This is a genomic window from Micromonospora vulcania (assembly GCF_042658605.1).
In the GTDB taxonomy this organism is placed as follows: Bacteria; Actinomycetota; Actinomycetes; order Mycobacteriales; family Micromonosporaceae; genus Micromonospora; species Micromonospora vulcania.
Window position 1 is genome coordinate 43,735 of the sequence record NZ_JBHSQS010000022.1, and the last position, 12,307, is coordinate 56,041.

11 protein-coding genes and 2 tRNA genes are annotated in these 12,307 nt (G+C 70.4%); 7 read left to right on the forward strand and 6 right to left on the reverse strand.

What is annotated here, in order from left to right; genetic code table 11:
- Positions 1 to 485 precede the first annotated feature (485 nt).
- Together ACFQGL_RS26455 and ACFQGL_RS26460 are read left to right on the forward strand one after the other, a co-directional pair.
- Positions 486 to 719 carry a GntR family transcriptional regulator gene (locus tag ACFQGL_RS26455; protein ID WP_377515176.1) on the forward strand — a complete coding sequence of 78 codons (234 nt, stop codon included), beginning with the start codon at positions 486 to 488 and terminating at the stop codon, positions 717 to 719.
- Between the two features lie 265 nt (positions 720 to 984).
- On the forward strand, positions 985 to 1,563 hold the full coding sequence (locus ACFQGL_RS26460; RefSeq protein ID WP_377515216.1) for a transposase domain-containing protein: 579 nt from the start codon (positions 985 to 987) through the stop codon (positions 1,561 to 1,563).
- Positions 1,564 to 1,732: 169 nt separating this feature from the next.
- Here ACFQGL_RS26460 and ACFQGL_RS26465 read toward each other — a convergent pair.
- A tRNA-Arg gene (locus tag ACFQGL_RS26465) sits at positions 1,733 to 1,805 on the reverse strand.
- A 35-nt stretch (positions 1,806 to 1,840) separates the two neighbouring features.
- Positions 1,841 to 1,931 (reverse strand) — tRNA-Ser (locus ACFQGL_RS26470).
- Positions 1,932 to 2,077: 146 nt separating this feature from the next.
- Here ACFQGL_RS26470 and ACFQGL_RS26475 point away from each other — a divergent pair.
- Positions 2,078 to 3,637 carry a hypothetical protein gene (locus ACFQGL_RS26475; RefSeq protein ID WP_377515177.1) on the forward strand — a complete coding sequence of 520 codons (1,560 nt, stop codon included), beginning with the start codon at positions 2,078 to 2,080 and terminating at the stop codon, positions 3,635 to 3,637.
- 4 nt (positions 3,638 to 3,641) lie between these two features.
- Here ACFQGL_RS26475 and ACFQGL_RS26480 read toward each other — a convergent pair whose 3' ends face one another.
- Positions 3,642 to 4,412 carry a CPBP family intramembrane glutamic endopeptidase gene (locus ACFQGL_RS26480; protein ID WP_377515178.1) on the reverse strand — a complete coding sequence of 257 codons (771 nt, stop codon included), beginning with the start codon at positions 4,410 to 4,412 and terminating at the stop codon, positions 3,642 to 3,644.
- Between the two features lie 144 nt (positions 4,413 to 4,556).
- On the opposite strand from ACFQGL_RS26480, the gene ACFQGL_RS26485 reads away from it, so the two are divergent.
- Positions 4,557 to 5,672: a globin domain-containing protein gene (locus tag ACFQGL_RS26485; RefSeq protein ID WP_377515180.1), complete on the forward strand. Its 1,116-nt coding sequence runs from the start codon at positions 4,557 to 4,559 to the stop codon at positions 5,670 to 5,672.
- A gap of 69 nt (positions 5,673 to 5,741) precedes the next feature.
- Here the strand turns inward: ACFQGL_RS26485 and ACFQGL_RS26490 are convergent, their stop codons facing one another.
- Positions 5,742 to 7,271: a peptide deformylase gene (locus ACFQGL_RS26490; RefSeq protein ID WP_377515181.1), complete on the reverse strand. Its 1,530-nt coding sequence runs from the start codon at positions 7,269 to 7,271 to the stop codon at positions 5,742 to 5,744.
- A 330-nt stretch (positions 7,272 to 7,601) separates the two neighbouring features.
- Between ACFQGL_RS26490 and ACFQGL_RS26495 the strand changes: the two genes are divergently transcribed.
- Complete coding sequence (locus ACFQGL_RS26495; RefSeq protein ID WP_377515218.1) at positions 7,602 to 8,384, forward strand: IucA/IucC family C-terminal-domain containing protein; 783 nt, start codon at positions 7,602 to 7,604, stop codon at positions 8,382 to 8,384.
- A gap of 8 nt (positions 8,385 to 8,392) precedes the next feature.
- Here the strand turns inward: ACFQGL_RS26495 and ACFQGL_RS26500 are convergent, their stop codons facing one another.
- A complete protein-coding gene (locus ACFQGL_RS26500) occupies positions 8,393 to 10,222 on the reverse strand; it encodes a DUF6311 domain-containing protein (protein WP_377515182.1) in 1,830 nt (609 codons plus the stop codon).
- Positions 10,223 to 10,434: 212 nt separating this feature from the next.
- Between ACFQGL_RS26500 and ACFQGL_RS26505 the strand changes: the two genes are divergently transcribed.
- A complete protein-coding gene (locus ACFQGL_RS26505) occupies positions 10,435 to 11,145 on the forward strand; it encodes a class I SAM-dependent methyltransferase (protein WP_377515183.1) in 711 nt (236 codons plus the stop codon).
- A gap of 73 nt (positions 11,146 to 11,218) precedes the next feature.
- Here the strand turns inward: ACFQGL_RS26505 and ACFQGL_RS26510 are convergent, their stop codons facing one another.
- Positions 11,219 to 11,761 (reverse strand): YbhB/YbcL family Raf kinase inhibitor-like protein, encoded by a 543-nt coding sequence (locus ACFQGL_RS26510; protein WP_377515184.1) that lies wholly within the window; start codon positions 11,759 to 11,761, stop codon positions 11,219 to 11,221.
- A gap of 143 nt (positions 11,762 to 11,904) precedes the next feature.
- Here ACFQGL_RS26510 and ACFQGL_RS26515 point away from each other — a divergent pair, with 143 nt between their 5' ends.
- Complete coding sequence (locus tag ACFQGL_RS26515; protein WP_377515185.1) at positions 11,905 to 12,060, forward strand: hypothetical protein; 156 nt, start codon at positions 11,905 to 11,907, stop codon at positions 12,058 to 12,060.
- The last annotated feature ends 247 nt before the right edge of the window (positions 12,061 to 12,307 follow it).

The window sequence follows — 12,307 nt, forward strand, 5'->3', positions numbered from 1 at the left end:
CACCTTTGAATGGGGGCACGACCCACCGCCCGTCGCCACGCTGAGATTCGCGCTCGGGCGAGATCGACGTTTGGGCACCCGTCCGCACACTCGGGGCACTTGTGTTGACGGTGGGAGTCGACTGTGGTCCAGGCCAACTCAACGAGGAACGGCACCCGCCTCACCGCTCCCCCTCCTGCGGCCAGTGGCCTCGGTTGATCGGGATCTTGTGGCGGGAGCGGCAGGGAAGCTCGTTCCCGCAGCGGCAGACGTACCGCCACCGAATCCATGACCAGACCGGGCGGTGTCGACGGGCGAAGGCCAACGCCGTCGCCAGCAGGTAGTCGTCAAACCGGACTCTTCGCACCAGACCTCCTACGGTCGGTCACCTCTTCCCACCGACCGTAGTCCTACTGGTATAGCTCGTATAGTAAGTTCTATCAGTACAGTACGTCTTGCTAGTACCCTACGCCTCGCCCGTCTGAGGCGTCCATAAGGTTCCGACCATGGTTGACGAGATGAGCCCGGTAGCGCTCTACATCCAGGTAGCGGATCTCCTCACCAAGAAGATCGAATCCGGGAAGCTCAAGCCTCGTCAGCCGCTCCCCTCCGAGGCCCACCTCCAGCAGGAGTACGGCGTAGCTCGCGGCACGGTCCGAGCGGCTATCCGCCTGCTGCGGGAGCGCGGTCTCGTCGTAACCCTCCCGGCTCGCGGGACGTTCGTCGCCGAGAAGCCGTAGCCCTCACCCCTCCCGGAGTACCCCGGAGACGAGGCAGCCCCCGAGGCGTACGCCTAGCGGCTTCCACGCACGGGTCCGGGGCTACCGTCGAGGGCTAGACGCAACGCCGTTCAGTTAAGCGGTTGGGCAGATCGTCAAGGCGTGTCTAAGGCGTAAAGCAGCGGAGCTCCGGTATAGAGGGTGGTCACTATAAGACGCCCTTGAACCTGGAGTTCCGCTGGCTGATCAGATTGCCATAACTCGGACGGTGAGGGTAGCCGCGGGGGTGTTCGCGCCGGGTCATCTGGGCGAACTGACTCGGCTGGTGCCGTTCGAGATGGTCGATGATGTCCTGGCCGTGACCAGGCGAACGCAGTCACGGATTCGGCTGTTGCCGGCCCGGGTCGTGATGTATCTGCTGCTCGCGGGATGCCTGTTCGCCGAACTCGGTCACCGGCAGGTGTGGTCCAAGCTGACCAGCGGGTTGTCCGGCCTGCCACTCGTGGCACCCACCGGCAGCGCCCTGCGCCAAGCCCGGCAACGTCTCGGTCCGCAACCGGTGCAGGCCCTGTTCGCTCTGTTGCGCGGGCCGGCCGTCACCAGCGCCGCCCAGGTGCGCTGGCGGGGTTTGCTACTGACCGTGGTCGACGGAACGTTCCTGACGGTCGCGGAATCGGCCGCCAACAGCTGCCGCTATGCCAAACAACGCGGCAACAACGGCGGTTCCGGCTATCCACAACTACGGCTCAGTGCCCTGCTGTCCTGCGGCACCCGCTCAGTGCTGGACGCCGTGTTCGACCCTGCTCGCTCCAGGAGGTCTGCCTCGTCGACGAACGCCGAGAGCTGGAGCAGCGTCTCCCGGTAGTTCTGCGCGGTGCGGGGCGACCGGTTGCGGATCTTGAAGTCACGCTCATAGGCGTTGAGGTAGAGCGAGTTGATCTTGGCCATGCACGGAGAGTAAGAAGGTATTCACAGTCCTGGCTAGACAAGAAAAAGCCCCCTAGCTGCCTTACGGCCTGCTAGAGGGCTGCCTGTGCGCCCGAAGGGACTCGAACCCCTAACCTTCTGATCCGTAGTCAGATGCTCTATCCATTGAGCTACGGGCGCTGGTGCTCAGCCAGTGTACACACCCGGCTTTCGCGCGGAGACTCCGGGATTCGAACCCGGGAGGGGCTTTAAGACCCCAACCGCATTAGCAGTGCGGCGCCATAGACCAGACTAGGCGAAGTCTCCCCGGTGGCCCTGCAGACCACCGCGCCCGAGAATACAGGTCACCACCCACGGGGAGCAAAGCGACTTCCGGGGTACGCCTCCTGAGCCCGTCGGCGCCCGTGTTTCAGCGCTGTGCGGCGGCGTGATCGCGACTACGCTCCATCGATATGCAGGAGCAGCCGCCCAGCGAGCCGACCCCCCGAGAGCCTGCTGACCGGGCACGCCGGCGCCCAACGCGGGCGACCTTCACCCCACCGCCGGCCGCCGAGCAGGCCCCGGAGAAGGCGGCACCGGCCAGCCAGCGCCCGCGACGGGCCAAGGCCGCCCCGCCGGTCCTCTTCCAACCACCGGACCCGGACCGGCCGCTGCCCCGGCAACCGAACCGCACGGCGGACACCGCCCCGAGCCGCACGGCGGACACCGCCCCGAGCCGCACGCCGGCCACCGCCCCGAGCCGCGCCCCGGACGCCGCCACGCGCGAAGACGCCGCCACGCGCGAAACGGCCGGCGCCGACCGGCAGGGCCCGCCGGACGCTCCGGCAACGGGAGACGTCGAGCAGTCGGACCGGCCGAACGGTCCTGCGAGTGCCGGGCAGCCGGGCAGTGCCGAGCCGACCGGCCCCATCAGCTCAGCGGTTGTGGCGGACGAGCCATCGTCCGAGAACGGCCCCGAGCAGCCGGTCGACCCACCGACCCGGGCGTCGAAGCCCCGGGCCAGCCGGACCGCCCCCGCCCGCAAAGCCACCGCCCGCAAGGCAGCCGGGACGCGGGCCGGCGAGGCACCTGCCACGGCACCGCCCGTGGTGGATGTGACCCCGAGCACTCCGGCAGCGACGCCGGCCAAGCGAGCGGCGACCGCACGCAAGTCGGCACCGAAGAAGGCTGCGCCGGAGACGGTCGCGCCGAAGACGGTTGTAGCGCCCGCACCGACACCACAGGCCGAGCAAGCCCCGGCCGAGCAAGCCCGAGCCAACCAGCCCTCGGCAGAGCAAGCCCAGGTCCAACAGTCCGTGATCGAGCAGACCACGGAGCCGTCCGCCGATCAGGTCGAACGGCAGGCGGAACCGACGTCTGCGCGTACGCCGGAATCGGAGCTCCGGGCGGTTACCGCCCGGCTGCTCGACCACCCGGGCTTCGCGCCGGAGCTGTTGGCTCTGGCTGCCGTGCGTGCGCTCGGGCCGGTTGCTGCCGACTGGGCCGAGCGGCTGCGGGCCCGTTATCCGGACGCCCCGGCGGACGGTCTGGCCCGGCTGGCCACCCGGCGGTTCGTGCGGTCGGCGGGCGCGGGCGGGGCGGCGGCCGCGTTGGCCGGGCTCTTCGCGCCGCTGGCCGAGCTGGCTTCGGTGCTGTGGACCCAGTCGAACCTGGTGCTGCACCTGGCGGCGGCGTACGGCCGGGATCCGGCGCATCCGGACCGGGCCGCCGAGCTGCTGGTGCTCACCCAGGTGCACCCGGACGAGGCGAGTGCGCGTACCGCCCTGGCTGGCGCGCTCGCGGCGGGCGACCCGGTCGAGGGTGCGTGGCCGCGGGCGGGGGAGGCCGCGTGGCGGTTGGCCGCACCGCTCACGGCGCAGGCCGGCGGGTGGCTGGTGTTGCGGCTGGCGTCCCGGCTGCTGCCGGGCGCGGCGGTGCTCGCCGCGGCGCTGGGCGACGCGGCGGCTGCCGATCGGCTCGCGGCCCGCGCGGTGGCGGCCTACCGACGCGACCCGGCGGATACCGCGGGCTGACCGCTCAGAGCCAGGTGAACCAGTCTCGGGGCAGCAGCGCGTAGCCGACGAAGGCGACCACGTCGAGCAGGGTGTGCGCGACGATCAACGGCATGACCCGGCGGGTACGCAGGTAGAAGAGACTGAACACGACGCCCATCACCGCGTTGCCGACGAACGCGCCGAAGCCCTGGTAGAGGTGGTACGAGCCGCGCAGCAGGGCGCTGGCCGCGATGATCGCGGCCAACCGCCACTGGAGTTGGCGCAGCCGGGTGACCAGGTAGCCGACCACGATCACCTCTTCCAGCACGGCGTTCTGCACGGCGGCGAGGATCAGCACCGGGACCGCCCACCAGACCTCGGGCAGGGAGGCCGGCACCAGCGTGGCGTTGATGCCGAGCTGGGCCGCCACCCAGAACAGGGCCAGGCCGGGCAGGCCGATCAGCGCGGCCAGGCCGGCACCGCGAGCCAGGTCCGGACCGGGCCGCCGGGCGTCCAGGCCGAGGGTCCGTGCCGGGTCGCCGGGATCGCGGCTGAGCAGGTGTACGGCGAGCAGCACCGGCAGTAGCGCGAAGACGATGCCGAGGAGCTGGTATGTCAGGTCCAGCCAGGGGCGGGCCGACGCCGAGGTGTTCAGTGACGCGGTCTGCTTGGAGAGCGGCCCCTCGGCGGTCAGCTTCGCGATGATCGAAACCACCGCGTAGACCGCGGACTGGCCGAGGGACTGGCCGAGGACCAGCAGCGTCTCGGTCCCCAGCAGCCGGCGGGACACCGGACGGTTCAGCTCAACGGTCACCGCACCACTCTGCCCGACGGGTGGCACCGGCGGCACTGCTGATCGGCGCGCATGAGCCGATCGCACATTCTGTGCGACCAGTGTGCACTCTCCGTGGAGATTCTATGGGCGCCCGATCCGCTGCCGTCTGGAGGAGGAGCGCCCGTGGACAACGTCGCGCGGTTGCTGAAGGAGAGCTGGACCCTCGTCGAGGGGGACCGGGACCGGCTGAGCGGCCACTTCTACGCCCGGCTCTTCCTGCTCGATCCCGCACTGCGGCAGCTCTTCCCGGTGCAGATGACCGGCCAGGGTGACCGCCTACTGGAAGCGATCATCACGGCGATCCACGCGATCGACGACCCGGAGAGCTTCGACGAGTTCCTCCGGTCGTTGGGCCGCGACCACCGCAAGTACCACGTGGCCGACCAGCACTACGTAACGGTGGGGGTGGCTCTGTTGGACGCACTGCGCAGCATCGCCGGCGAGGGCTGGGATCTGGAGTACGACCAGGCGTGGCGGGACGCGTACGGGGTGCTCTCGGCACGCATGATGGCCGGGGCGGCGGCCGATGAAGGGCCACCGTTCTGGCACGCCGAGGTGCTCACCCACGAGCGACACGGCCCGGACATCGCGGTGCTGACCTGCCGCGCGTTGCAGTACCCGCTGCGCTGGCGTGCCGGCCAGTACGTGAGCCTGGAGGTGCCCCGCTACCACCCCCGGGTGTGGCGGAACTACTCGATGGCGAACGCGCCGAACGACGACAACGTGCTGGAGTTCCACGTACGGGCCCCGGACGCGGGGTGGGTGTCGGGGGCGCTGGTCCGCCGGGTGAAGCCCGGACACCTGCTGCGGCTGGCCGCCCCGATGGGGTCGATGACCCTGGACCGCGCCTCCGAGCGGGACATCCTCTGCGTGGCCGGCGGAGTCGGGCTGGCGCCGATCAACGCCCTCGTCGAGGAGTTGGCCAGCTACAACCGGACCCGGTGGGTGCACGTCTTCTACGGTGCCCGCCAGGCTGCGGACCTGTACGGCCTGGCCCGGTTGCAGGAGCTGGTCGCCGTACACCCGTGGTTGTCCGTCACCCCGGCGTGCAGTGACGACCCGGACTTCGACGGCGAGCGGGGCGAGATCCCGGACGTGGTGGCCCGGTACGGCCCGTGGACCACGCACGACTGCTACGTCTCCGGATCGGCCCGGATGGTCCGGGCCACGCTTCGGGTCCTGGCCGCGGACGAGGTGCCGCCGCCGCACATCCGCTACGACACCTTCGGTGCCATCTAGACGTTCCTCCCCCCACACCGGGGCGCGTGCCCCTGCCCCCTGGGGCACGCGCCCCGGTCCCCCTCTTCGTCAGTAGCGCCAGGGGCGGCCGGTCTCCCGGTATTCCTCCACCGGCACCAGCGGTACGCCGGGTGCCATCCGGTCGACGTAGAGCCGGCCCTCCAGGTGGTCGATCTCGTGCGCGACCAGCCGGGCCATGCCGAACTCGAACGAGGTGATGATCCGGCTGCCGTCCCACTGGGCGTGTTCCACGTCCAGTCGCAGCGGCCGGGGCACGAGGCCGCGGTGGTCGAAGAAGGAGAGGCACCCCTCGTACTGCTCGTCGGTGTCCGGGGCCGCGTCGACCACCCGTGGGTTGAGCAGCACGACCGGCGCCGCCGACCGGTCCGGGGGCCGGACCACGGCCGCCGCCCGGCCGACGCCGAGCTGCGCCGCGGCGATGCCGACCCCCTTGCTGAACGGGTGCAGCTCGTCGAGTCGGACCAGGGCGGCGTTCAGCCGGTCGATCACGTCCCGGGCCACCTGCTCCTCGGCGGGCAGGTCGAACGGTCGGCCGGGCTGGCGGAGCAGGTCGGCACCGCGCTGGACGATGCCGATGCCGCGCATCCGGTCGCTGGGCCGGGCCCTGGTGCCGACCGGATCGACCTCCGGCTCGGTCTCCGGGCGAGCGCGGAAGCGCCACTGCATCCGGTAGCGGGCGTTGAGCGGCGGGTCGTCGGTGCGCCAGTCGAAGATCGCCCGGTCGCCCTCGTCGCGTCGCTGCGGCGCCGTGCGCAGCGGGCCCTCCTCCGCGGAGAGCGAGGTCTCCACGCCCCAGACCTGTGGGTCGAGCGCCGCCGGCAGGTCCAGGCGTACGGCGATCTGCCGGGTCGGCAGCCGTACGGCGCGCTGGAACCAGGGGCCCCACTTCTCCTGCCCGACGCTGTACGCGTACTCGATGGTGGCCCGGTCGCCGGGGTAGAGCGGGAAGCGCCTCTCACCGTTCTCGAAGAGCAGCCAGATCTCCTTGAACGCGTCCCGGTCGTGCTTGGCCCGCCAGTGCATCGGCTCCGGGTCGCCACTGCCGTCGTCCCGGTGGGCCTGCAGTTGCAGCTCGGCGAAGGTGAGCGGGTGTTCCCGGTGGTGCCGGTTGGAGCGGCCGGGGTCGTTGGGGTAGCGGTCGACGGCGACCCGGACCAGATAGCGGGTGACCGGCTCGGTTCCGGCGTTGTACAGCTCGCGGCGGATGACGCACCGGTAGCCCTTGTCGGTGTGGGTGAGGGTGGCGAGTTCCCGTTCCACGACGAGGCCGGTGCCGGGTGGTAACCACTGGCCGGGCAGGTGCGGCTCGCGGTGCGCTTGGCCGACGCGGGCGTGCCGCAGTTCGTCGTACTCCCGGTAGCGCTGCCAGATCGCGCCGCTGGCCTCCAGGACGGCTTCGGCGCGACGGGCGAAGTCCTCGGTTGGGCGGTGCCTGCGCCCCTCGACGTGGCTCACGTAGGACGGGTCGAACCCCATCAGGATCGCCAGTTGTTTCTTGGACAGCCCCCGCCCGGTCCGCTGTCGGGCGAGTTCGGCCGCGAAGGAGTCGGCAGCCCGTTCGAGGGGGGAGGTGGTCATGACTTCCTCGTGGCCGGGAGTATTAGTTTCACGTTCCGTGCCCGGACGCACACGCATCTGCCACCTTGCCGACACACCGGTTGACAATCCACCGATGACCGTCGATGCTGTGCCGGCGTTTCCCGGGGTCGGGGCGGGGTATGAGGCCGAAGCGGGTTGCCGCCGCCCACCCGACGGCCGCCGTGACCTGGACCGCAATCCGACAAAGGCCAGGCTTTCCTTAGACTTGCGGATGTGGTTAGGCTAGCCTTAGCTCAGGATGGCGGTGGCCGTCCGCCGGGGGACGCCCCCGGTCCGAGGGACGGGGAGGCAACCCAGGTGACTGCGGTGATGCCGAGGCGGGCCGTGACCGCCGCGCCGCTCGCCCCCGTCACCGCGGCGCTGCGGGCCATGTTCGGCACCGACGACCTCCCCGGGCTCGCCCGGGGCCTGCTGGTCGACGACGAGTTCGGCTGGGCGCCCGCGACCACCCTGATCGATGGCAGTCGGCTGCCGGAGCTGCTGCGCGCGGCCAGCCTGCGCTGGGGCGGCACGCCGCACGCCTGCGCCGCCCTGGCCTGGAAGTCGTACAGCTACTGGACGGCGCTGCCGGTCGTGCTCGGCTGGGCCTCGGCTCGACGGGTGCCGCTGCTCGACCCGTCCGACGTGTTGATCCACTTCGAGGACCACCGGCCGCTGATCACTCTGGGCCTGCGCCGCAGCACCACCGTGGCGGTGCTGCCGAGCGACCCGCTGGCGCTCTCCGACCACCCTCAGGTCCGGGTCGTCGCCGGCGAGGCGGAGTTGCTCGCCGTGCTGCGGGCCTCGCTGCTCGACGCCCACCTGGCACCGCTCATCGCGGCGATCCAGGCGGAGGTCCGCGTGGGCACCCGGACGCTGCTCGGCTCGGTCGCCTCGGGCATCGCGCACGGCATCCTGCGGGCTGCGGATGGCCTGCCCGGCTCGACCGTGCAGACCATCGACACCCTGCTCGGCGCGCTCGACCTGGCGGATCTGGTCGAGTTGGTGCCGGGGCCGACCGGTGAGCCGAGCGTGCAGCGGCGCACCTGCTGCCTCGCCTTCACCCTGCCCAGCCCGAAGGTCTGCCAGGGCTGCTGCGTCCGCCAGGCCTGACCCTCAGCTCAGTCGGTCAACGGCCGGACGTCCCACACCCACACCCCGCCGGTGAAGACCGGCTGGATCCCGGTCAGCTCGGTCATTCCCCGGCGCAACGCCGCCTCGTACTCGTGTGGGCCGAGGATGACCACGCCGGCCCGCCAGAAGCGCAGATCGTCGACCGCCTTCACCCGGCTCTGCGGCGTGATCGGGGGCACCGCGCCGGTACGCCGGATGGTGCCGAAGAAGCTGCTGGTGGGGCGGGGTGGTGCGCCGAACAGCGCGATCCGTGGCTCCTGCGCGTTGCCCCGGGTGTCCGGGCCGAGGAAGTACCCACGGGCCAGCGGCATGTCCAACCGGGTCTCCGCGGACCAGCGCAGCGGGTCGGCGTAGTTGGTGTCCGGCAGCGGCAGGGTCACCACACTGCGACCGCCCGTCACATAGGGACGCCAGGCCCCACTGGTCACGAAGGTGGGGACCGGATCGAGGCGGACCACGGGTAGCGGGGTCGGCAGGATCGGCAGCAGTGCCATCGTGAGCACGGTGGCGGTGGCGAAACGGATCTGCCGGCGGGCCGCCGGCTGCGAGTGTGCCAACTCCCGAGCCCGTTCGGCTCCGTACGCGAGCAGCACCCCGATGATCGGGGTGATCGCCAACGCCCAGCGGGTCGGCACCACCGAGTGCAGGATCGGCAGATTCTCCAGCAGCGCCCAGGGTCCTGGCACGCCGGTGCCCCGACCCGCGAAACGGATCTCCCGGCCTAACGAGAGCACCGCGAAGAACAGCCCGAGGGCGGCCAGCGCGAGCACCACCACCGAACGGCGCAGCCACCAGATGAGGGCGACCACCAGCACGAGCAGCGCCCAGCCGAAGAAGCTGTTCTCCTCGGTCGGGTTCTTGGCCAGGTTCGCCGCGGTGCGCGGGCTGCCGGCGAGCGACTCCCGGGAGTACGCGACGAACGACGCGAGGTCGCTGGAGTAGCCACGGATCAGGCGGGACAGCCCGGCGTACGCGCCCGGCCCGAAGAACTGCACGTACAGCGGGTACGCCAGCAGCAGCCCGGCGACCCCGGCGGCGACGGCCAGCCCGGCGAGGAAGGGCCGGGCCCGCGCGCGCAGGTCCGGCCGGCCGAGGGCGAGCGCGCCGACGATCACCCCGAGCCCGATCGCGGTCATCAGCAGGATCTCCAGGTTGAGGAACGCCTGCCAGACGATCATGATCGCGAGGAGCACCCCGTTGCGGAGCCAGCGCCCCGGCTCGCCGAGCCGCAGCGTCCGCCAGATGATCAGCGGCACCACGAACTGCGACACGATGTTCGGGTGGCCATTGGCGTGCGACACCATGGCCGGTGCGAACGCGCAGAATCCGGCCCCCAGCCACGCCGGCCCGCGAGTGCCGATCAGGACGCGGGAGAGCACGAAGTACCAGGCAGCGGCCGTGGCGATCATTCCAGCGGTGAGAAAGAGCAGGAATGCCGCACGTGGTCCGAGCAGCACGGTGACCGGCGTCATTGGCAATGAAATGGATAATACGGACGTGTTCGCCATCAGGTTGACGCCGTCCGGGACGTTCATCTGGTCCGAATGGAATGGGTACGCGAATTGCGTGACGACGCGTGCACCGTGCGCCATCATCCATTCGAACTGTGACTGATCGGAACGGTTGTCACGCACCCCACTGCCGGGCTCCAGCCACAGCCGCCCGGTGACCCAGAAGCCGAGCACCACGAAGCTCAGCACGGCGGCCAGGTCGGCCCACTTCCCGCTGCGCGCCGTCCGGGCACGGTCATCGACCCCCCGTACCGACGACGCGGCGGCCGGGCCATCGCTGGGCGCGTCCGGTTCGGGAGTAGTCATGACAATTCTGAGGGTAGTCAGCGCATGGCGCTGCCGTGACATGTTTCGGGGTACTGCCGTACCATGTGCCGGGTTCGCCGACCGCCGATCACGTGCCCACCCCCCCGACCGCAATTCGGCCACCCCGCTGCCCCGATTCTTCTGCCATCCGAGCGGATGATTCACTCTGTCGGTCCAGGCACGGGTCGAGTTCATCTGTGAGGAATCGACGCATGGCAGAAATCACTGGGGACCAGCGCGTCCAGTCCGAGGTGCTGGAGGGCCTGGCGACCGCTGTCAACCACCGTCGCTGGTTCGTCGAACTGGCAGTGCCCCACCTCGGTGACGATCCGATCGAGATCGGCAGCGGTCTCGGTGACTACGCGCTGGAATGGTCGCAGCTACTGCCCCGGTTCACCGCCACCGAGGCCGATCCGGACCGGCTGGTGCAGCTCAAGGAGCGCCTCGCCGCGCAGCCGAGCATCGATGTCCGACAGATGCTGCTGCCGCACAACGATCGGGGCGACTACAGCGCGGCGGTCTCGTACAACGTGTTGGAGCACATCGAGGACCACGTGGGCGCGCTGCGCAGCATGCGCGACCTGGTCCGGCCCGGCGGCGCCGTGATCATCATCGTGCCGGCGTTCCAGTTCGCCATGAGCCCCGCCGACATCGCCACCGGGCACGTACGCCGCTACACGAAGAAGACGCTCGGTGCGGCGATGACCGAGGCGGGCCTGACCGTGGAAAAGATCCACTACGCGAACGCGCTGGGGTTGCTCGGCTACTTCATGGCCACCAAGGTCTTCCGGCTGATGCCGAAGGAGGGCCCGATGGTCAAGGTGTACGACACCCTCGTGCTCCCCGCCACCAAGGCCGCCGAGCAGGTCCTCCTCCCCCCGTTCGGCCAGTCCGTCTTCGCCGTGGCCCGCGTCCCCGCCTGAGCCGCCGCCCCGCGCGATCTTGCACCTGCTGCCCCTACTGCCGACAACATGTGCAAGATCGCCGGGCGCGGGGTCAGTCCTTGATCTGGTACGTGGGGCGGATCACCGCTCTCGCCAGGGTGTGGAACGTCAGGTTGAAGCCGACGTAGGCCGGGGTGGCCTCCGGGGTCAGGTCAAGACGGTCCACGTCCAGGGCGTGCACCGCGAAGACGTACCGGTGCGGTCGGTCACCGGCCGGCGGGGCTGCCCCGCCGTACCCCTGCTCGCCGTAGTCGTTGCGGACCGAGAACGCTCCGCCCAGCTCGGTGCCCGCCGCGCCACCCGCGCCGGTGGGCAACTGGGTGACGTCAGCCGGCAGGTTGACCAGCACCCAGTGCCAGAAGCCGCTTCCGGTCGGCGCATCCGGGTCGTAGCAGGTCACCGTGAAGCTCTTGGTCTCGGCGGGGAAGTCCGACCAGCTCAGCTGCGGGGAGACGTTGTCGCCTCCGGTGCTGCCGTGCGCGTGCCGGGCGTCCAACGGCTCGCCGTTCTGCACGTCGTCACTGGTCAGGGTGAACGAAGGCACCGTCGGCAGCACTTCGTACGGGTCCGGGGCGATCGGTCGTTCCAGAGTCATTGGTGACGCGTCCTTCCGGTGTGCGGAGATTCCTGCACCTTCTTACCCCTCCGCAGCCCCGCCGACGACCCGAAGCACACCTCGACCGGCTGCGGATTTGCGGAGCTACCGTGGAAGTCGGGCAACGGTCGCAGGGGGACATCGTGGCTGGGATCTGGCGGGATTTCGCGACAGCCGTCCTCACCGCGCTCCGACGCCCGGACGAGCGGGCCCTCGCCGAGGAACGCCGACGCGCGGTCGAGCGACTGGCCGAGCAGACGATCCGGGAAAGCCAGCAGGGCCAGCGCGAGGACCCGTAACACTGGACGTGTCTTGTCATCGCGGGACTGTCACTGCTCATCTCGTCCAACTGACGAAGCGTTCGAACAGCTCGTCCGGCGCGATGGCGGGCAGCTCGGCGATCACCACCACGAGCAGACTTCCGAGGTACATGGACAGGCCGACCCGATCCCTGCCGTACGCCTCGGCAAGCCGTACCCGTGCCGGAGCGCAGGGCCATGGTGTGTCCTGCTCGCAGCTTCGGCAGGTCCACTCCGGCCGCTGCGG

What these genes read in the sequence shown, in the direction of transcription:
- ACFQGL_RS26455 (WP_377515176.1), top strand. Translation starts at nt 486, where the DNA reads ATGGTTGACGAGATGAGCCCGGTAGCGCTCTACATCCAGGTAGCGGAT.
- ACFQGL_RS26475 (WP_377515177.1), top strand. Translation starts at nt 2,078, where the DNA reads ATGCAGGAGCAGCCGCCCAGCGAGCCGACCCCCCGAGAGCCTGCTGAC.
- ACFQGL_RS26490 (WP_377515181.1), bottom strand. Translation starts at nt 7,271, where the DNA reads ATGACCACCTCCCCCCTCGAACGGGCTGCCGACTCCTTCGCGGCCGAA.
- ACFQGL_RS26495 (WP_377515218.1), top strand. Translation starts at nt 7,602, where the DNA reads ATGCCGAGGCGGGCCGTGACCGCCGCGCCGCTCGCCCCCGTCACCGCG.
- ACFQGL_RS26500 (WP_377515182.1), bottom strand. Translation starts at nt 10,222, where the DNA reads ATGACTACTCCCGAACCGGACGCGCCCAGCGATGGCCCGGCCGCCGCG.
- ACFQGL_RS26505 (WP_377515183.1), top strand. Translation starts at nt 10,435, where the DNA reads ATGGCAGAAATCACTGGGGACCAGCGCGTCCAGTCCGAGGTGCTGGAG.
- ACFQGL_RS26510 (WP_377515184.1), bottom strand. Translation starts at nt 11,761, where the DNA reads ATGACTCTGGAACGACCGATCGCCCCGGACCCGTACGAAGTGCTGCCG.